Origin of the sequence: Sphingomonas sp. (assembly GCF_048595155.1) — a bacterium.
GTDB lineage: Bacteria > Pseudomonadota > Alphaproteobacteria > Sphingomonadales > Sphingomonadaceae > Sphingomonas_I.
In genome coordinates this window covers 22,957-41,162 of the sequence record NZ_JBMDXN010000071.1, presented here as the reverse complement: position 1 = coordinate 41,162, position 18,206 = coordinate 22,957, and the positions used below count along the sequence as shown (strand labels likewise).

The following is an 18,206-nucleotide window of genomic DNA, read 5'->3' as shown; positions in this document are numbered from 1 at the left end:
GGCCGCGGTTGAACGATTGCAGGGCGGACTTGGTCATGTAGTAAACCGTTCCGGGCACGCCGACGATCCGTTCAGCGCCGGCGGAACCGATCGTGATGATCCGGCCGCCTGCGCTCAGATGCGGAATTGCAGCCTGAGTGGTGAGAATGGTTCCGCGCACGTTAACTCCGAACATGGCGTCGATGGTCTCGGCCTTGATATCGGCGATCAGGTCGTAGAGCGCGATGCCCGCGTTGTTGACGAGGATGTCTAACCCACCCAGCGCGGTGACGGCCTCGTCGACCGCTCGCTTGTTGGCGGCTGGGTCACCGCTGTTGGCCTGGATGGCGACTGCGCGTCGCCCTAGCTTCTCGATCGATTCCACCACGGCTTGGGCACGATCGAGGGAGTTCTGGAAGGTGAGCGCAACGTCTGCGCCGTTTTCGGCGAGAGCCAAGGCGATAGCGGCGCCGATCCCCCGCGAACCACCGTTCACAAGCGCACGTTTGTTAGCCAAGCTCATCATCGTTAGTTCCTTTATGCAGCGATCGCTGCATTAAGTTGGGTTGCTTGAAAAACGACGTCAAGATATTTATACAGCGATCGATGGAAAAATATTTGGAGCAGACGGGTGCGTGCGTGGAGAGCCTCCCCAAGCGTGGCCGCCCACGGGCGTTCGATCGCGATGTTGCTCTGGAACGGGCGATGAAGCTGTTTTGGGTCAGGGGCTATGAGGCCACGTCGATTGCCGACCTGACCGACGCCTTAGGTATTGGGGTGAAGAGCCTGTACGCCGCGTTCGGATCCAAGGATGAGCTCTACGCCGAGGCCCTTCGCCGCTACTCCACGAACTACGAGCATCTGGTGTTTGGAAGGTTCCACGAGGCTGCCACCGTCCGGGACGCCGCGCTTGCCTACCTGATGGATTCGGCGGCCGCGATGACGGGATCCGATAGCGAGCTGCCTCATGGCTGCATGGCGACGCTGGGGACGGTGGGGAGCGACGGTCACGCCGAGCTTGGCCTCCTGATGCGGACCACGCGTGGCGGTGCGTTCGACGTGCTTGCATCTCGTCTCGAGCGAGCGATCGCCGAAGGCGAGCTGCCCAAGTCGGTCGACGTCACCAAGCTCGCCCGCTATTTGCAGACCTTGCAGAGCGGCATGGCAATCCGGGCCCGGGATGGCGCCGACCGGGAGGAACTGCAGGCTGTCGCCAAACTCGGCATCGCGGGATGGGAAAATATGGTGGCGTCAGCCAGCGAACGTTGAGACGGTGCTGAGGCCTTCGGCGCATCTGTCTTGTTGGGGCTGGTGTGCGCATCGATCAACACGGCTCCCAGGATAGGGCGTCGCATGAATCCGCGGTCGGGACGCCGCACCTGATCGCAACCTAGGCCTCGGAGAGAGCTATCCAGGCTCCGTCTCCTTGTTGAGCGTGTCGGCTATATAGCGGTTAAGCCCGCGTGGACCGCCTCTGGGGTGATGGGAATGTGACGTAGGCGCAAGCCAACGGCTGCGAAGATGGCATTGCCGATTGCAGGGGCGACGACGGTCGTTGCCGGTTCGCCAAGACCTACCGGCACCTCGTCATTCTGAACGAAGGCTATGTCGAGTTCCGGCATGTCGCTGATGCGCAGCGGCATGTAGGTGTTAAGGTTGGTGTCCTTCACCTGTCCATTCACGAACTCCGTGCCTTCGTGAAGCGCCATGCTAAGGCCCCACAGTGCCGCACCCTGGGTTTGCGCGAGGGCCCCGTCCGGGTCGACGATAGTGCCGGCATCGGTGATCACGGTCAGCTTCTCCACCCGGACGACGCCGGTGCGGCGAGCCACGTGAACGCGCGCGACGCAGGCGACCCAGGTTGGCATGTCGCGCTCTTGGCCGAAGCTGGTGGCGATACCCAAGCCGGTGTCGGGAGGCAGCTTCTCGCCCCACCGCGCCGTCTCGGCCGCGCGGCGCACCACTTCAGCCTGGCGAAGCGCGCCACCGACTGCGTTGGGAGAGGAACCGGCGTTGCGGCCGGTGCCGGTCAACAGCTTCAGCCGAAAGGCAACGGGATCGACTTTCGCGTGGAGCGCCGCTTCATCGATAAAGCTCTCCAGCGCCCAGTTCGTCCAGCCCGGCCCTACCGAGCGCAGCCAGCCGGGGCGGAAGGTGTCGTTCGCGAGATCGTTGGCGACCGCCCGCACTCTCTGATGCCCGACATCGTACCAGTGATCGGCGCCTGATATGGCGAACGGATCATACTGGCCGCCTCTCTTGGTCTTGGTGAGCAAGCTAGGTCCGGCGATGACCTGCGTCGGCCAGCCCGCACATGCATGATGCTCCATCGCCTGTATCTGGCCGCTGCCATCGAACGCCATGCGCAGCCGCTGCACCGAAGGGGAGCGCACGGAGTCGAAGCGGGCGTCGTCCTCGCGCGTGAGCACCATCTTTACAGGCTTGCCGAGCGCCTTGGCGGCAAGTGCCGCCGGGACAAGATAGTCGCCGTTCAAGCGGCGCCCAAAACCTCCGCCGAGCATATAGGAACGCAGCACAATCCTCGCCTCCGGCATGCCGAGCGCCTTGGCCAGCGTTGGAAGGATCAAACTCTGCCACTGATTGCCTGCGTGGATTTCCATCACGCCATTCTTCTCGAATGCCAGGGCGTTGACCGGCTCGAGTTGAAAATGGAGCACCGTTGCGGTCGAATAAAAGCGCTCGATCGTGGTGGCCTTCGCATTGGCGAAGTCCGGCGTCGTATCGTCATCAGCAATGTCGAGCTGAACCCCGCCGCTGGCGGCTTTCACCAGGCCAGTGGCGTGGTCCTGCAGATCCTTTTCCGAGACGGTCGCGCCGGCGCCGCCCGACCATGTGACCACCAGCGCGTCAGTGGCGCGGATCGCCGCATAATAACTGGACGCGATCACCAGGACCCAGCCGGGCACGGTCCCAGACGGATCATCAAGGATCAGGTAGCGGATGTAGCCCCGAACCTTCTTCGCGGCGCTGTCGTCGACGGACACCACCTTGCAGCCGTTGCGCGTCGGCGGCAGCTTTGGACGCGCATGGACCATACCGGGGACCTTGGCGTCGATTCCATAGACCGCGGAGCCATTGGTCTTCGCATCCACATCCAATGCCGGTGTCGGCCGGCCGATCAGGCGGCGCTGCGCCGTCGGCTTGATCGGCAGCTTGGCCATCTCGTCGGCAGTGAATTTGCGGGCGATGCTGCCCTGTTTCACGATCTCGCCGTAAGCGATCGAACGTCCGCCAGCATGAATGGCGCCATTCCGCGCGGTGCAGGCGGCTGGACCAACACCGAGTGACTTGGCGCCTGCTTCGATCAACGCCATCCGCCCGGCCGCACCGGCGCGACTGAACAACGGGAACGTCTGCCACACTGACCAGCTGCCGCCAGTGACCATCAAGCCCCACTTTGCATCGCTGTCGACATGGAGGATGCGTACCTTGCTCCAGTCGGCCTCCAACTCATCCGCGAGGATCCTGGCGAGCGCGGTGCCGACGTGCTGGCCCATTTCGGCCCGCACGATATTGACCGTGATGATGCCGTCTGCGTCGATCGCAAACCACAGGTTCGGTTCAAACAGTGGGCCAGCCGCGGCAGCGGGAGCGCCGCCAGGAGCGGCCGGGTCCATTGCGGCCTGCACGACGCGCGCGAAACCGAACATCGCGGCCGTACCGACGGTCGCCGCCAAAAAGCTGCGGCGGGACAGTGCCTCGTCAAGCTTACTGGCTGCTTCGGGGCGGCTCACGCCTTGGCCCCCGTCGGCATAGCGGCGGCCGCGCGTTTGATGGCATCCCGGATACGGACATAGGTCATACAACGGCACAGGCTACCGTCCATCACCGCGTCGATATCTTGGTCCGTCGGTTGGGGGAAATCCCGCAGAAGGGCAACCGCCTGCATGATCTGGCCTGATTGGCAGTAGCCGCATTGCGGCACCTGCAGGGCGCGCCAGGCCTGTTGCACGGGATGCGCACCGGCCGGATCCAAGCCTTCGATCGTCGTCACCACCGCGCCGTCGACCGACGCTACGGGCGTGATGCAGGAACGGGTGGCACGGCCGCCGACATGGACCGTGCAGGCGCCGCACATCCCGATGCCGCAACCGAATTTAGTGCCGGTAAGCCCGACGTCCTCGCGAATGACCCACAGCAGGGGCGTATCGTCCTCTGCGTCGACCGTGACCATGCGTCCGTTGATGGTGAATGTGGTCATCGCTTCAGTCCCCAGCCTGTCCCGCAGCCCGGATCGCGGCAACTTTCTTCTCCAAATCCGGCCATGCCGCCTTCGTTGTGCGTGTCGCGCGCAAATAAGCGGCAATCCGCGCAACGTCGGTGTCGCTGAAGCCCCTGCCGAACGCGGGCATCACGACGCCCGGCGCGCCGTCGCGGGCAGAAATTCCGTAGAGAATGACGCGGATCAGGTTGGTCGGATCGTCGAGATTGACGGCGCTATTAAGCGCGAGATCCGGCCGGAGCGGATTGGGTTCGCCCGCGCCATTATAGTGGCAGGACGCGCATGCTGCAGTGTAGAGCCGCGCCGCCGGTGCATATTGCAAGCCCGTTCCGGTGCGGTCGGCAGCTTGGGCACGTGCCAGAGCGGGCGCCGCTTCGCTCGCCCGTGCGGCAGCGCCACCTACATCGGCGAAATAGGCGGCCAGCGCCTGAACATCGGCTGCGGACAATGCTGACAATCCGCGCGTCACTTGGCCCATCGGCCCCGCCGCAGTGCCGTGATAGCGACTGATGCCGCTTGACAGATAGGCTGCGAGTTCGGCCTGATCCCACGGCACCGGCGAGGGGTTTGTATTGGTGAGGGGCGGCGCTATCCAGCCATCGATGGCGGCGCCCGCATACGTTTGGCCCGTCTTTTCGGCGCCAAGGGCACCACGTGGCGTGTGGCATGCTCCGCAATGACTAAGCCCCTCGGCGAGGTAAGCTCCGCGGTTCCACTGATCATTTTTCGTCCCGTCGGGTCGGAAGCGGCCGGGGCGAAAGAATAAGAGCTTCCAGCCGGCTTGAAGCGCGCGAATGCTGAGCGGGAAGGGGATCGTATTGCGACGGGCTGGGGCGTGCACGGCGGGTTGCGACATCAGGAACGCGTAAAGCGACGCCACGTCTTCGTCGGTGAGCTTCGTGAAATGATCGTAGGGAAATGCCGGCAGCAAGTGCGCGCCATCGCGCCGCACCCCTTCGTGCATGGCACGCTTGAACGCCGCTTCTGACCAGGTGCCGATGCCCGTGTCCGCATCCGGCGTGATGTTGGTCGAATAGATCGTACCGAACTGCGTGGCCATCGCATAACCGCCGGCGAAGGCCTTGCCGTTCTTTGCAGTATGGCAGGAGGCGCAATAGCCGGCGCTCGCCAGCACGGCGCCACGCGCGACCTGCTCAGGCGCAAAGGAGCTAGGTGCAGGAACGGGGACTGGTTTGAAGGCCGGCCGCCACGCGAAAATAATGAAGGCCATCAGGCAAACGACCAGGACACCCGCAGCGCCAATGAAGACGCGCTTCATTTCATTGTTCCCGATCTGCACTCATGACCGCCCCCGAAGCCGACCGACGCAAAGCTGTGCTTTCGCCTGCTTTGTGCCAAGGAATAGCTGCGCGCCAATTGCGAGCACAAAGCAATTCGTATCACCGTGGGGGCGGCGTGCGCAATATGGCTACGCGGCGCGCGGAGTCGACGTTATCGCCGTTCTGCCATGGTGCGGCGTTGTCATCTTCCGATCCGGAATTCCGTCTTGGTGGCATTCGGTGCGGACGAAGTACCTACGTAAGATTGCGGAAGGCGCGCGCGTGCCGGAACACCTAGCGTCGGTCGGAGGAGGTCCCTCATGCACCGATCACATCCTACCCCGGTTCTGCGACACGCTGTCATCCTCTGTCACCCGGACCCGCATAGCTTCAACCATGCCATCGCCGACGCCTATTGTGGCGCGGTCGCGGCCAATGGGCAGGAAACGATCCTGCGCGATCTTTATGCGATGCGCTTTGACCCTGTCCTGAAGGCGCAGGAACGCCCCACCATCGAGAACTTCACGGTCAGCGCCGATGTCCAGGCAGAGCTGGATGTGCTGCGCGGATGCCAGGCGTTCGTGCTCATCTATCCGATCTGGTTCGGAACGCCGCCGGCGATGCTGAAGGGCTATGTCGAGCGTGTGCTCGGCTCGGGCGTGAATCCCAGGGATGTTCAGGCGCGTTTGCCTACCTCGTTCCTTGCGGGGCAACGTCTGGTGAGCTTCACCACCTCTGCCGCAAGCCAGCCGTGGCTAAGCGAGCAGGGGCAATGGCAGGCGCTCCGCTATGTGTTCGATCATTATCTGAGCCATGCCTTCGGCATGCAGCGCGACGAACATGTCCATTTCGCAAGCGTGGTGCCTGGCATGGAGCAGCGCTGGGCGGACCAACATCTCTATCAGGTGGAGCAGCAAGCGCGCGCGACCTGCGCCGCAATTCTGGCCGAGCGCTATCACCCTCGTGATGAACAGGCTGTTCCTTTCCGTCCCCTCGCTTAAACCGCGTTGCTGAACGTTCCCGCACCGCCGCGCCGGCCATCCAGAGCCGCGGCGGCAAGCCGGGCGTAGGGGCGGCCTTCCTCCGTTAAAGTCAGCTGCCATGCCTCCCGCGTCAGCAAGCCGTGTTGCTCCAGTTCACCGAGCGCCGGCAGGCTGGGCGTGAAGGAATCGGCGGCGCTGCCGCCGCGGTTTGCGATATCCACCAGGTTGACGCTGCCGTTACACAGCAGCGCGGCGATCGCTTCTCCGCGCATGCGATCTTCCTGGGTGCGCACGATGCCCCGGTAACCAGCAAGCCTTCCATGATCGATCCGCTTGCGATAGGCCGCTTCATGCTTTTCGTTCTGGACGAGCAGGTGATCGAATTGACTGATCGCTGATGCGCCCAGCCCGATCACCGCAAGGCCCGCATCTTCGGTAAAGCCCTGAAAGTTGCGCTTCAATTGCCCCTGTGCTGCCGCGATCGCGATGCTGTCGTCAGGTCGGGCGAAGTGGTCGAACCCGATCGAGCTGTAGCCGCGGCTGGTCAGCGCGGAGAAAGCCAGCTCGCTCTGCGCAAAGCGTTCGGCTTCGTCAGGCAGCAGGCACGCGTCGATCGCACGCTGCCGCGGCAGGACGGTCGGAAGATGGGCATAGCCAAACATGGCTATGCGATCAGGCTGCAGCCGCATGGCCTGTTCGATAGTCTCGGCCACGTCATCGATGGTCTGCCCCGGCAAGCCGTACATCAGATCCAAAGCGATGTGACGGATGCCCGCATAGCGCAGATCGCGCACCACTTCGAACACCTGCCAAAAGGGCTGGATACGACCGATCCGGCGCTGCACGTCGGGGGCAAAGGTCTGCACCCCCAGTGACACGCGCGTCACGCCTGCACGGACCAGCGCATCGCAATATTCGCGCTCCAGGAAGCGCGGATCCAGCTCGACCGCGATGTCGGGCTTTTCGCTGGTCGCGAAGCAATTGCGCAGATGGCCGACGAGTTGCTCAAACAAAGCGGCTGGCAAGGCGTTCGGACTGCCGCCACCGAAATGGATCGACACCACTTCACCGCGCATCATGGAACCGACGAGTTGGGCCTCGCGCATCAGTGTCGAGGCGTAACGCGCCTGACGTTCTGGCTGTCCGGCGGCGCCGGTATTGCATCCGCAATACCAGCAGAGCGCGCGGCAATACGGGATATGGACGTAAAGCGAGACCGGCATATCCGCCGGCACCGCGGCAAGCGCGGTCGCCTGACCTGCCGGCCCGACCGCATCTGAAAAGTCCGCAGCGGTGGGATAGCTGGTGTAGCGCGGTACGGCGCGGCGGGCGAGTGCGGGGATGAAGCGGGCCATGTCCCTGAGTGCCCCAGCACCTCGTTGCGATCCTTGACCGCCGTCAATGTTGCCTCCGCATACGGCGCCTAACCGCCGCCCATCTGCAACGGAGGACATCATGCGCAATCTGCTTATCGCCACATCCGGCGCGGCGCTTCTGCTGGCGAGCCCAGCCTACGCCGAGAAGGGGGACTGGCTGGTACGACTGCGCGCGATCGTGGTGGCCCCCAATGAAAAGACTGGCCCGGTCCAGCCGACCTTCGCCACCAGCCACACCGCGGTCGACAACAGCGTCGCACCGGAAATCGACTTTACCTATATGGCCACCAAGCATGTCGGCGCGGAACTTATCCTGGCGACCACCAAGCATCATGTCAGCGGTAAGGACGCGCTTGCCCCGGTCGGCCGACTTGCCGGCACCTGGGTGCTGCCGCCGACGCTGACATTGCAGTATCACTTCCTGCCGGATGCGGCAGTTCGGCCTTACTTCGGCGCCGGCGCCAACTACACGATCTTCTACAACACCAAGTCTTCCGGGGCGCTCAACAAGGCGATCGGCGCCACGAAGGTGCGGTTGCGCGACAGCTTTGGATATGCGCTGCAGGCTGGCGTGGATATGGATCTGTCCAAGCGCGTCTTCCTCAACCTAGACGTCAAATATATCGATATCGACACGAAGGCCCGGCTGAAGACCGGCAGCCTGATCAATCGCGAGCGGGTGCATCTCGATCCGCTCGTGTTCGGCATCGGAATTGGTACGCGCTTCTAACCCGACCCAATTTGACCGGGGTCAAGTCCGGCCGCTCGGCCTTGTGCCAGTCGAGCGGCCGGAGAAACGATGATGGTAGCTTCCCACACATCCCGACGCGTTCGCTGTTGGCACATGATCGACGAAATCGATCTGGTGCCCCTCATCGTCGAACATAGCCGGTGGCGGCAATTGTGCGTGCGGCTGGAACGGATTGCGGACGCGCTTCCGGCAATGCCGACGCGGATCGAGATCGCCGCCTTGCGTTGTCAGGTGCGCGACATTTTTCCGGCGACGGCAGAGCCACCCGCTTTTTCGCTCCACGCTCTTTTCCAGAACGAAGGTTCACAGCCGCAGGTCAAGACCGTGCTGGACGGGTTACGGGAACGTCGCTTCAGCCGCACCGTCGAGGCGCAGGATCTGGCCGACATGATCGCGGCCGATCACAAGCGCGTTTGTGCCGACACGCTGGGCTATATGCTGCGCGCGGTCTTTGCCGGGTGGCGAGAGTCGATCGCGCTCGAAACGCTCGCTTTGCTGCTGATTGCCCCACAGCGGCTTACCGCTGCCGCGCGCGCCGTGCTGCTGCAGCATATGCCGGCGGAGGCGGCAGACAGCTGATCAGCCTGCGCGCGTGCGCAGAGAGGCTTCGTCGCGAATGGTGATCGTACGTATGCCGGGCAGGGCGATGATGCCGGCGAGCTTCAGCTTCGTCAGCTGCCGGCTCACGGTCTCGATCGTAAGACCGAGCAGGTCCGCTATCTGACCACGGTTGATCGGCAGATCGAACGTGGCAGGCCCGGTAGGGCTGATACGGGTCACCTCCGCGCGGTCGGCCATATCGAGCAGAAAGCCTGCTACCTTTTCCGCTGCGGAGCGACGCGCCAGCGTGAGCATTTGGGCGCGACTTTCGTCGAGGGCAGTGAACGCCTGATCGAGCAACTGCCGTTCCATCTTGGCATGGCGTTCCAGCAAGTGTTCGAATGGGGCTCTTGCAAACATGCAAAGCTCACTGTCCGCAGTGGCTGTGACAGTGAACCGACTATCCTCCGCATACGGACGGCCGACGAAATCCGCAGGGTAAAGCGTGCTGACAGTCTGTTCGCGGCCATCCGCGGTCGATGCAGTCATCTTCAGCGCACCGCTGAGCAGATTGCCGCATTGCGTGGCGGGCTCGCCGCTCCACAAAATCGTGGCGCCGCGGGTAAAATGCCTACGATGGCCGATCCGGCTGAGCGCCTGAAGCTCACCATCGTCGAGCGTCCCGCAGAGGGATCGGTTGCGGACCGAACAGTCCGCGCATGTCTTGCTGATGTCCATGGGGCGGTGATGCCCCGAGCCAGCAGCGCAGTCGCTTCGTAAAATCCCGTAGTTTGACCGGCGTCAAACGCGGGGTCCCGCCATGCCGGCATGGTTGATGCCACCTCAAGCGAAGGAAAAGACCATGCCCATCATTGCCGGCGACATATTCCTGTGGATTGCAATCGGAGGCGCCGTACTTTTCCTGGCCGCGCTATTTTATGCGACGATCCAGGAGGCGATCAGCGATCGACGCCCCTGAAGCCTCGTCTTGCTCGTCATAAAAAGGGCCGCCCAGCACAAGTCGGGCGGCCCTTTTTCGCGTCAGGACTGCGTTGGCGGTGTGTCATCATCCTCCAGGGGCAGGTGAAATTCATGCCAGAGGCCGTTGATGATCCCGAAAAGGACTGCGAGGCCCAGCCCGAGCACCCAGGTGAAATACCACATTGTCATGCTCCCTTGGCGGTATGCGCCAGTCAGTAGAAATCGGGGTTTGAGACGGCCTCCTGGCTCGTCACCCGGCCGAACATGATCTTGAAGGCCCAGGCCGTGTAAGCGAGCACAAGCGGCAGGAAGATCAGCGTCACCACCACCATGATGCCAAGCGTCTTGGCACTGGACGACGCGTTCCAGACCGTCAGGCTGGAATGCGGATCGATGCTTGACGGCAGGATGAAGGGGAACATCGACAGCCCAACCGTCGCGATGATGCCCGCTGCTGCCCCCGAAGACCCTGCAAATGCCGGCGCTTCGCGCCCGCGCCACATGCCGAACATCGCCAGCGCCGTCCCCCCGAAACCCAGGAAGGGCGCGATCATCATCCATGGGTGGACGCCGTAATTGGCCAGCCATGCGCCCGGAGCTGCCATGCTGGTCGTACGCAGCGGATTGGATGGCGCCAGCGGATCAAACGGGCTCACCATCACGAAGCCGTATTTCCCGTATGCAATCGCGCCCCATCCACCTGCGAACAGCAGGATCGACAACGCCCCCGCCGCCAGGCCCAGCCGGCGTGCCCGATCGCGGACTGCGCCATACTCTGTCTTCATCTGAATCCAGGCAGCGCCGTGCAACGCCAGCATGGTCACGGACAGAAGCCCGCACAGCAGGGTGAATGGCGTGAATAGAGCGAAGAAGCTGCCTTCGTAAAAGGCTCGCAAATCGCTATCGAGGCGGAAGGGCGCGCCGGACAAGACGTTGCCCACGGCGACGCCGAATACGAGTGCCGGGACGAGCCCGCCCACGAACAGGGCCCAATCCCAACGGGTGCGCCATGCCGGATCGGACCGCTTCGACCGATATTTGAAGCCCACCGGTCGCAGAATCAACGCTGCGAGCACTACGAACATGGCCAGATAGAAGCCGGAAAAGCTCACCGCATAGACAAAGGGCCACGCTGCAAAGATCGCGCCCCCGCCCAGGATGAACCAGACTTGGTTACCTTCCCAGGTCGGCCCGACGGTGTTGATCACCATTCGGCGCTCTGCATCTTTCTTGGCGATCCAGGGCAGCAAGGCGGCGACCCCCAGATCATAGCCGTCGGTCAGCGCAAAGCCGATCAGCAGTACGCCCAAAAGCGCCCACCAAATCACCCGCAGGACTTCATAATCGATCATCGTAATCCTCCGGATCAGGCGGTGATGGGATCGGCCGGGATGGGGCCGGGAAGCGGTTGTGGATCCTCCGCATGGTCGTGCGGGCCCTTGCGGATCGATGCGATCATCAGGCGGATCTCGATTACGGCGAGTGCGCCGTAGAGCGCGGTGAAGCCGACGATCGTGGTGATCAGCATGGGACGCGTAAGCGAGGATGGTGCGAGGAAGGTCGGCAGCACGCCCTCGATCGCCCAGGGCTGGCGGCCGAGCTCGGCCACGATCCAGCCCAGCTCGACGGCGACCCACGGCAGTGGGATCGCCGCTACAGCAAGCTTTAGAAACCAGCGCGTCTGTGTGTGCAGCCGGAGCGAGCAAAGCAGGAAGGCGATCGCGAACAGGCCGATCATCGCAAAGCCGATCAACGCCATGATCCGGAAGCTCCAGAACATGAGCGGCACGCTCGGCACGGTTTCCCAGGCCGTCGTCGCGATCAGCTGCGGGCTGGCCTGGCGCGGATCCGCAACATGACGTTTCAGCAGCAAGGCATAGCCAAGATCGGCCTTGTGCAGCTCGAATTTGCGGCGGGCGATCGGGTCATGCGGCGCGATCTTGAGCCGTTCGACCGCATCATAGGCGAGCACGCCTGACGTGATCCGCTGCTCCGCTTTCAGCACCAGTTCCGACATGCCGGTAACCTGCTTGTCGAGGCTCCGCGTGGCGATCAGGCCGAGCACGAACGGCACTTCGACCTTGTAGCTCGTGCTGCGCGCGGCGGTGTCGGGGATGCCGATGAGCGTGATGCCGGCCGGCGCCGGCTCCGTGTGCCAAGCGGCCTCGATCGCGGCCAACTTCATCTTCTGGTTGTCGGTCAGCGCATAGCCGCTCTCGTCCCCCAGCACCACGACCGACAGCGACGCGGCAAGCCCGAACGCGGCCGCGACCGTCATCGACCGGCGTGCAACGGGAACCCACTTGCCCTTCAGCAGATAATAAGCCGACACGCCCAGCACGAAGACGCTGGCGATGACATAGCCTGCGCTGACGGTGTGGACGAACTTGGCCTGCGCGATCGGGTTGAACAGCACCGCCCCGAAATCGGTGACCTCCATGCGCATCGTTTCGGGGTTGAACGCCGCGCCGACCGGGTTCTGCATCCAGCCGTTCGCGATCAGGATCCATAAGGCCGACAAGTTCGTGCCGAGCGCGACCATGAAGGTGACGCCAAGGTGCGCAACCTTGGACATGCGGTTCCAGCCGAAGAACATCAGGCCGACGAAGGTCGCTTCCAGGAAGAAGGCCATCAGCCCTTCGATCGCCAGCGGCGCGCCGAAGATGTCGCCGACGTAATGCGAGAAGTAAGACCAGTTGGTCCCGAACTGGAATTCCATCGTCAGGCCGGTAGCTACCCCGAGTACGAAGTTGATGCCGAACAGACGGCTCCAAAATCGGGTGGTCTCGCGCCAGATCGGCCGATCGGTCATCACATAGATGGACTCCATGATGACCAGCATGAAGCTGAGCCCCAACGTTAGCGGGACGAACAGGAAGTGATACAGTGCGGTCAGCGCAAATTGCAGCCGCGACAGGTCGACGACCCCCCAATCCATTGAACATCTCCTTGGCGCGCCGGACGCGGCCCCGCTGATGGCGGCTAGGAGCGTTGCGCCGCACCGACATTGACCGCCGTCAAAGACGGTTTCGGCGGCGCAAGGCAGCGGTGACGCATGGCAAGAACAGTGAACGAAGCAGCGACATTCCTCGCGCGGACGGTCAAGCGGGGCGATGCCTGCGCACCGGCGACCCTGTTGCTGTTAGATACGGTTGCCGCGATCGGTTTCGCTGGGGGACTTGCCGGCTGCATTGCGCATGTCGGCAGCGGTGCGGGGGCGATGGTGTGTTGGGCTGCTCTGGTAGCTGCCTGCGGCCCGCTGCGGGGCGTTGCCGCGATGATGTCGGCGCGGCTGGGGGCCGGGGCAGCTGAACGGGTCAAACGGGCGGTGCGGCAGACGGTGACAGCCGCAAGCTTGCGCCGCAGGTCGGGCGACCCGTCGACAAGCGGCGCGTGGATGACCGCGATCGTCGATGAGGTCGACGCCCTGGACGGCTATGTCGCGCGCTTCTTGCCGGCCCGACAGGCGGCGACGCTCGCACCTTTGATCGTGTTGCTCGCTACTGCGATAGCCAGCCCGATTGCCGCGGCCATTCTGCTGGGCACGCTTGTTCCGTTCGTGGCGGTCATGGCCTTGGCCGGCGGTGCGGCCAAACAGGAGCGCGATCGGCAATTCGTGGCGCTGGCGCGTTTGTCGGGCCGCTTTGCGGACCGTCTGCGCGCCATGCCTGTCATCCTCGCTTTTCGACAGGAAGAAGCCGAGGCGCGCCTTCTGGGGCTCGCCGCCGAGGAGCTCGCCCGTCGAACGATGCGGGTGTTGCGGGTGGCGTTTCTGTCGTCGGGCGGGCTTGAGTTCTTCGCTGCGCTTTCGGTCGCGCTGGTAGCGGTTTATGCCGGGTTCAACCTGCTTGGGCTGCTACCCTTTCCCGTGCCCGAGACGCTGTCTCTTCCGCGTGCTTTCTTCGTGCTGGCGCTAGCGCCGGAATTCTACGCGCCGATGCGGCGCCTGGCTGCCGCTTATCATGATCGGCAGGCTGCCGAGAGCGCGGCCGCACGCTTGCGGGCTCATAAGGTGCCTGACAAGTCCCCCAACACCGCTCTGCCTGCTCAGGCGCCTAAGATCGATTTCGACGATGTCACCATCAGCTATGGGCCGGGGGAGGTGCCGGCGATCGCGCATTTCTCGCTTACGGTAGCGTCGGGCGAAACGGTGGCGCTGCTCGGCCCGTCCGGTTCCGGCAAAAGCAGTCTGCTCCATCTCCTTCTTGGTTTGGCGCCGCTAAGCGGTGGGCGGGTGACGATCGATGGAAGCGGGCTTTCGCCAGATGGCGGATTATCGCCGTCCTGCGCCTGGGCTGGGCAGGCACCACTCATCATCCCCGGCACGATCCGCGACAACCTGTTGCTCGCCCGGCCAAGCGCCACGCCCGCGGCAGTCGGGCGCGCTATCCGCGATGTCGGGCTCGACCCAATGCTGGATCGGCGCGCCGGCGGGATCAATGCCGTTCTGGATGAGCGCGGAAGTGCTTTGTCGGGCGGCGAGCGTCGGCGCATCGCGCTCGCCCGCGCGCTTCTGAAGGACGCACCTGTGCTCTTGCTCGACGAACCGACGGCGCATCTCGACCACGCGTCGGAACGCGGCCTAGTGCAGGCGATCCGAGCCGCCTGCCGCGGCCGCACGACGCTCATTGCAACACACAGCCCCCTGGTGGCCAGCGTCGCCGACCGGATCGTACGGCTATGAGCGCGCTGGAGGAGCTGCTTCTGAAGGAGCGTACACGCCAGGCAAAACGGCTGAGGCGCGCGGCGCTGCTTGCCGGACTGGTCGCCGCCGCTTCGGTCTTGCTGCTGGGTTTATCCGGCTGGTTCATCACGGCCGCTGCCTTCGCGGGTCTCGCCGGGACCGCAGCGGCCGCGGCGTTCAATTATATGCTGCCCAGCGCCGCAATACGGCTGCTCGCCATCGTGCGCACGGGCGCGCGCTACGGCGAGCGGCTGGCGAGCCATGAGGCCGCTTTTGCGGCGCTCGCCCACATTCGCCCCGCGCTGTACCGCGCGCTGGCGGCGGGCCCGTTATCGACAACGCTGGCGCTGGGAAGCGGCGAAGCAACGGCGCGACTGGTACAGGATGTCGATGCGATCGAGAGCCGCTTCGTTCGGCTGTCGGCCGTGTGGGCCCTATGCGCCGCGCTGCTGTCGGGGACCGCGCTGACGCTGTTGAGCGGCTGGCCGGCAGCGCTTGCCACCACCGTGATTCTCGGAGGTACGCTGCTGTCGGCCGATCGCATAGCGCGGCATACGGAGCCTCACGGTGCCAATGTCCATCGCGCGGCCGGCTTGCTCAAGCAGGAGGTGGCGGTCCTCACCGGATCGGCGGCGGAACTGCGCTGTTTCGGGTTGGAAGAATGGGCGGCCGAGCGCATTGGCACGACCGCTTATGGCCTTGAAGCTGCCCAGCGTGCGCAGGCGAATGCGCAATCCTGGCTGGAGCTTGTACAAGCCACCGCAATCGGCGTGGCGGCGACGACAGCGGTACTGCTCGCAGCGCCCGCTGGGGCTGCGATCGCGGCGCTCGCCGCGCTTGCAGCCGCCATGACGATCGAAGGCGCCGCGCCGATGGTGCGCAGCTTCGCGCAGCGGGGGGCATCGGCGGAAGCGGAGCGACGGCTGGGAACCATGCTGGTGCAGCCGCAGCCACGTTTCCGCATCATTCCCGTTGCCGATACGATCCGCTTTTCCGGCCAAGATCGGCTGTTCGTAAAGGGCGACCGTATTCAGCTCGATGGGCCTTCTGGCGTCGGCAAGACCAGTTTGATCGAGGCGCTGATCGGCCTGCGTTCGCTGCCAGGCGAGGTTCGCTATGGCGGGTTTGATGTGGACGAGGTGGCGCTGGAAACTCTGCGTCGCGCGTTCGCCTGGCTCCCGCAGGATGCCGCACTGCTTGCGGGGACCGTCCGTGACAATTTGCTGTCGGCGGATCCGCAGGCGAGCGAGGCGCAATTATGGGCGGCCCTCCATGACGCTGCGCTGGACAGGCGCGTCGCGGCACTTCCCGATCGGCTCGACAATTGGATCGGCGAGAATGGCGCCCGCCTGTCGGGCGGCGAGCGGCGACGCCTCGCGCTGGCGCGGGCCTTCCTGTCGCCTGCACCCTGGTTGCTGCTCGACGAACCAACCGAGGGGCTGGATGCGGCAACCGAGACGCTGGTCGTAGAGCGGCTTGATGCGCGGTTGGCCCGGACCGGTCAGGGCCTTGTGCTGGTGAGCCACCGTCCGCATCTCGCCGCCTTATGTTCGCACCGCATTTTGGTGGGCGGGCGCGCGTTATCGGCGGCAGCCTAGGTAGACATACGAATGCCGCACCCAGCGGCGCGCAGATAGGCTTCTGGCTCAGATCAGGAGGAAGCCATGACCATGATGCGCGCAGCGGTTGTCCACGAATTCGGCAAGCCGCTTACGATCGAGCAGCGCCCCGTACCAAAGCCTGGCCCCGGAGAGTTGCTGGTACGCGTCGTCGCCAGTGGCGTCTGCCATACCGATCTCCACGCCGCCAATGGCGATTGGCCGGTGCAGCCGACGCTCCCGTTCATCCCCGGCCATGAGGCGGTTGGCTATGTCGCCGGCATTGGTCCGGGCGTCGCCGGGTTCAAGGAAGGCGACGCAGTCGGCGTCCCTTGGCTGCATGACGCCTGCGGACATTGCGAGTTCTGCGAGACCGGATGGGAAACGCTGTGCGAGCAGCAGCATAATAGCGGCTACAGCGTCGACGGCGGCTATGCTGAATATGTCATCGCCTGGGCCGATTACGTCGGTAGATTGCCCGAGCATCCGGACTTCTTCGCGCTCGCGCCAATCCTGTGCGCGGGCGTCACAACCTACAAAGGGCTGAAGGAAACAGAAGCGCGTCCGGGCGAATGGGTCGCCATCTCCGGTATTGGGGGGCTCGGGCACGTCGCGGTTCAATATGCCAAGGCGATGGGCCTGAACGTGGTCGCGGTGGACGTATCCGAGACGAAGCTTGCGCTGGCGCGCACGCTTGGCGCGGACGCGGTCGTCAACGCTTGCGAAGGCGACGCGATGGAGGCGGTCCACACCATCACCGATGGTGGGGCGCCTGGCATATTGGTCACCGCCCCATCCCGGCCGGCGTTTAGCCAGGCGATCGGGATGACGCGTCGCAAGGGCACAATCGCCTTGATCGGGCTGCCGGCGGGTGATTTCCCCACGCCGATCTTTGACATCGTGCTGAAGCGCATAACGATTCGCGGTTCGATCGTCGGCACGCGGCACGATCTGGAAGAAGCCCTTGCCTTCGCTGCAGCTGGAAAGGTGCACACGGCCTTCTCGGTCGAGCCGCTGGAAAACATCAACGACGTGTTCCGCCGGCTCGCCGCTGGCCAGATCGACGGACGAGTGGTGTTATCGGTCTGAACGAGTTGCCGGTTCAGCAGGGCCGGCCGATCGAGCGCCAACGATCGGCCGGCTCGCGATGACCTCACCAGCATCATCGTCGGCGAGGCTGATCGAAAAGCCCATGTCGCGCTCAAGCTGGATTGCGGCTCCGTTTTCCGTCTTCTCTACCGACAATAACTCGCGATAACCTTGCGCGCGGGCGTAGCCGACGACGTGCTCAAGCAGAGTCCAACTGATACCACGGCTCTTCCAGCCCGTGCGGGTCGCCAGTGCGACTTCCGCCTTCGTCAGATCCGGTTCGCCGGCGAGGGTCGCAATAGCGGCGAGTTGCTCGCCGCTGAACGCCAGAAAGGTGATCAGCGCGGGCGGCTCTGCCTTGCACAATGTATCGATCCTGACGGGATCTACCTCGCGCAAAGACGTGAGGAAGCGGAAGCGCAAGTCTTCGCGGCTGACATCACGGAAGAAATCGACCAGCTGCGACCGGTCGTCCGAAGTCACGGGCCGGATCCTGATCTCGATACCGCTGCGGGTGGTCAGGGCTGCGGTCAAGCCGGCACGCCTCTGGCTCATTGTCGGTTCGTTCATGGGCGATCTCCTCACGTTTGCGGACCATGAGCTCCGCCTCTTCCAGGCGACATCCGTAGAATCCCCAATCTCGTCGGCGCGGCGAGTCGGCTAGCGCAGCGGGACCCGAGGAGATGCAGCATGCGCATGTCG

17 protein-coding genes are annotated in these 18,206 nt (G+C 64.1%); 7 read left to right on the top strand and 10 right to left on the bottom strand.

All coding sequences use genetic code 11. The annotated features are described in order from the left end of the window. On the bottom strand, window positions 1–505 hold a 505-nt coding region (locus ACOJSI_RS11420; protein WP_420138414.1), incomplete at its 3' end, for an SDR family NAD(P)-dependent oxidoreductase. Window positions 506–549: 44 nt separating this feature from the next. On the opposite strand from ACOJSI_RS11420, the gene ACOJSI_RS11415 reads away from it, so the two are divergent. Continuing rightward, the gene (locus ACOJSI_RS11415; protein WP_420138413.1) at window positions 550–1,248 is read left to right on the top strand and encodes a TetR/AcrR family transcriptional regulator; all 699 of its coding nucleotides are present in this window, start codon (window positions 550–552) and stop codon (window positions 1,246–1,248) included. A gap of 173 nt (window positions 1,249–1,421) precedes the next feature. On the opposite strand, the gene ACOJSI_RS11410 is transcribed toward ACOJSI_RS11415, so the two are convergent. The 3 genes from ACOJSI_RS11410 to ACOJSI_RS11400 are packed head-to-tail and all read right to left on the bottom strand — an operon-like array spanning window position 1,422 to window position 5,501. Further along, a complete protein-coding gene (locus tag ACOJSI_RS11410; protein ID WP_420138412.1) occupies window positions 1,422–3,734 on the bottom strand; it encodes a molybdopterin cofactor-binding domain-containing protein in 2,313 nt (770 codons plus the stop codon). Next, a complete protein-coding gene (locus ACOJSI_RS11405; protein ID WP_420138411.1) occupies window positions 3,731–4,201 on the bottom strand; it encodes a (2Fe-2S)-binding protein in 471 nt (156 codons plus the stop codon). Before ACOJSI_RS11405 ends, ACOJSI_RS11410 begins: the two co-directional genes overlap by 4 nt. Window positions 4,202–4,205: 4 nt before the next feature. Continuing rightward, window positions 4,206–5,501: a c-type cytochrome gene (locus ACOJSI_RS11400; RefSeq protein ID WP_420138410.1), complete on the bottom strand. Its 1,296-nt coding sequence runs from the start codon at window positions 5,499–5,501 to the stop codon at window positions 4,206–4,208. Between the two features lie 321 nt (window positions 5,502–5,822). On the opposite strand from ACOJSI_RS11400, the gene ACOJSI_RS11395 reads away from it, so the two are divergent. Next, window positions 5,823–6,503 carry an NAD(P)H-dependent oxidoreductase gene (locus ACOJSI_RS11395; protein ID WP_420138409.1) on the top strand — a complete coding sequence of 227 codons (681 nt, stop codon included), beginning with the start codon at window positions 5,823–5,825 and terminating at the stop codon, window positions 6,501–6,503. On the opposite strand, the gene hemN is transcribed toward ACOJSI_RS11395, so the two are convergent. Continuing rightward, window positions 6,500–7,840, bottom strand: a complete 1,341-nt coding sequence (gene hemN / locus ACOJSI_RS11390) for an oxygen-independent coproporphyrinogen III oxidase (RefSeq protein WP_420138408.1) — start codon at window positions 7,838–7,840, stop codon at window positions 6,500–6,502. The genes ACOJSI_RS11395 and hemN overlap by 4 nt on opposite strands. Window positions 7,841–7,940: 100 nt before the next feature. On the opposite strand from hemN, the gene ACOJSI_RS11385 reads away from it, so the two are divergent. Both ACOJSI_RS11385 and ACOJSI_RS11380 read left to right on the top strand, forming a co-directional pair. Further along, the gene (locus ACOJSI_RS11385; RefSeq protein WP_420138407.1) at window positions 7,941–8,591 is read left to right on the top strand and encodes an OmpW/AlkL family protein; all 651 of its coding nucleotides are present in this window, start codon (window positions 7,941–7,943) and stop codon (window positions 8,589–8,591) included. 114 nt (window positions 8,592–8,705) lie between these two features. Beyond that, the gene (locus ACOJSI_RS11380; RefSeq protein ID WP_420138406.1) at window positions 8,706–9,191 is read left to right on the top strand and encodes a hypothetical protein; all 486 of its coding nucleotides are present in this window, start codon (window positions 8,706–8,708) and stop codon (window positions 9,189–9,191) included. Here the strand turns inward: ACOJSI_RS11380 and ACOJSI_RS11375 are convergent, their stop codons facing one another. From ACOJSI_RS11375 to ACOJSI_RS11360, 4 genes are all read right to left on the bottom strand, one after another. After that, a complete protein-coding gene (locus tag ACOJSI_RS11375) occupies window positions 9,192–9,890 on the bottom strand; it encodes a Crp/Fnr family transcriptional regulator (RefSeq protein WP_420138405.1) in 699 nt (232 codons plus the stop codon). A gap of 303 nt (window positions 9,891–10,193) precedes the next feature. After that, window positions 10,194–10,322 (bottom strand): cytochrome bd-I oxidase subunit CydX, encoded by a 129-nt coding sequence (gene cydX, locus ACOJSI_RS11370; RefSeq protein ID WP_420138404.1) that lies wholly within the window; start codon window positions 10,320–10,322, stop codon window positions 10,194–10,196. 23 nt (window positions 10,323–10,345) lie between these two features. Continuing rightward, window positions 10,346–11,485 (bottom strand): cytochrome d ubiquinol oxidase subunit II, encoded by a 1,140-nt coding sequence (gene cydB / locus ACOJSI_RS11365; RefSeq protein ID WP_420138403.1) that lies wholly within the window; start codon window positions 11,483–11,485, stop codon window positions 10,346–10,348. A 14-nt stretch (window positions 11,486–11,499) separates the two neighbouring features. Further along, on the bottom strand, window positions 11,500–13,071 hold the full coding sequence (locus tag ACOJSI_RS11360) for a cytochrome ubiquinol oxidase subunit I (protein WP_420138402.1): 1,572 nt from the start codon (window positions 13,069–13,071) through the stop codon (window positions 11,500–11,502). Window positions 13,072–13,200: 129 nt separating this feature from the next. On the opposite strand from ACOJSI_RS11360, the gene cydD reads away from it, so the two are divergent. The 3 genes from cydD to ACOJSI_RS11345 all read left to right on the top strand — a co-directional run bounded on the left by cydD (window position 13,201) and on the right by ACOJSI_RS11345 (window position 17,504). Next, entirely contained in the window at window positions 13,201–14,817 is a 1,617-nt protein-coding gene (gene cydD, locus ACOJSI_RS11355; RefSeq protein WP_420138401.1) for a thiol reductant ABC exporter subunit CydD, read from the top strand. Further along, complete coding sequence (locus ACOJSI_RS11350) at window positions 14,814–16,415, top strand: amino acid ABC transporter ATP-binding/permease protein (protein ID WP_420138400.1); 1,602 nt, start codon at window positions 14,814–14,816, stop codon at window positions 16,413–16,415. Before cydD ends, ACOJSI_RS11350 begins: the two co-directional genes overlap by 4 nt. 66 nt (window positions 16,416–16,481) lie before the next feature. Continuing rightward, on the top strand, window positions 16,482–17,504 hold the full coding sequence (locus ACOJSI_RS11345; RefSeq protein WP_420138399.1) for a zinc-dependent alcohol dehydrogenase: 1,023 nt from the start codon (window positions 16,482–16,484) through the stop codon (window positions 17,502–17,504). On the opposite strand, the gene ACOJSI_RS11340 is transcribed toward ACOJSI_RS11345, so the two are convergent. Beyond that, window positions 17,493–18,038 carry a GNAT family N-acetyltransferase gene (locus ACOJSI_RS11340; protein ID WP_420138398.1) on the bottom strand — a complete coding sequence of 182 codons (546 nt, stop codon included), beginning with the start codon at window positions 18,036–18,038 and terminating at the stop codon, window positions 17,493–17,495. The two genes, ACOJSI_RS11345 and ACOJSI_RS11340, sit on opposite strands and share 12 nt — an antisense overlap. Window positions 18,039–18,206 lie beyond the last annotated feature (168 nt).

Bases quoted from the DNA above. Each gene is read 5' to 3' on its own strand.
- hemN (WP_420138408.1), bottom strand. From the start codon at position 7,840: ATGGCCCGCTTCATCCCCGCACTCGCCCGCCGCGCCGTACCGCGCTAC.
- cydX (WP_420138404.1), bottom strand. From the start codon at position 10,322: ATGACAATGTGGTATTTCACCTGGGTGCTCGGGCTGGGCCTCGCAGTC.
- ACOJSI_RS11350 (WP_420138400.1), top strand. From the start codon at position 14,814: ATGAGCGCGCTGGAGGAGCTGCTTCTGAAGGAGCGTACACGCCAGGCA.
- ACOJSI_RS11405 (WP_420138411.1), bottom strand. From the start codon at position 4,201: ATGACCACATTCACCATCAACGGACGCATGGTCACGGTCGACGCAGAG.
- ACOJSI_RS11380 (WP_420138406.1), top strand. From the start codon at position 8,706: ATGATCGACGAAATCGATCTGGTGCCCCTCATCGTCGAACATAGCCGG.
- ACOJSI_RS11345 (WP_420138399.1), top strand. From the start codon at position 16,482: ATGACCATGATGCGCGCAGCGGTTGTCCACGAATTCGGCAAGCCGCTT.
- ACOJSI_RS11395 (WP_420138409.1), top strand. From the start codon at position 5,823: ATGCACCGATCACATCCTACCCCGGTTCTGCGACACGCTGTCATCCTC.
- ACOJSI_RS11375 (WP_420138405.1), bottom strand. From the start codon at position 9,890: ATGGACATCAGCAAGACATGCGCGGACTGTTCGGTCCGCAACCGATCC.
- ACOJSI_RS11400 (WP_420138410.1), bottom strand. From the start codon at position 5,501: ATGAAGCGCGTCTTCATTGGCGCTGCGGGTGTCCTGGTCGTTTGCCTG.
- ACOJSI_RS11360 (WP_420138402.1), bottom strand. From the start codon at position 13,071: ATGGATTGGGGGGTCGTCGACCTGTCGCGGCTGCAATTTGCGCTGACC.
- cydB (WP_420138403.1), bottom strand. From the start codon at position 11,485: ATGATCGATTATGAAGTCCTGCGGGTGATTTGGTGGGCGCTTTTGGGC.
- ACOJSI_RS11385 (WP_420138407.1), top strand. From the start codon at position 7,941: ATGCGCAATCTGCTTATCGCCACATCCGGCGCGGCGCTTCTGCTGGCG.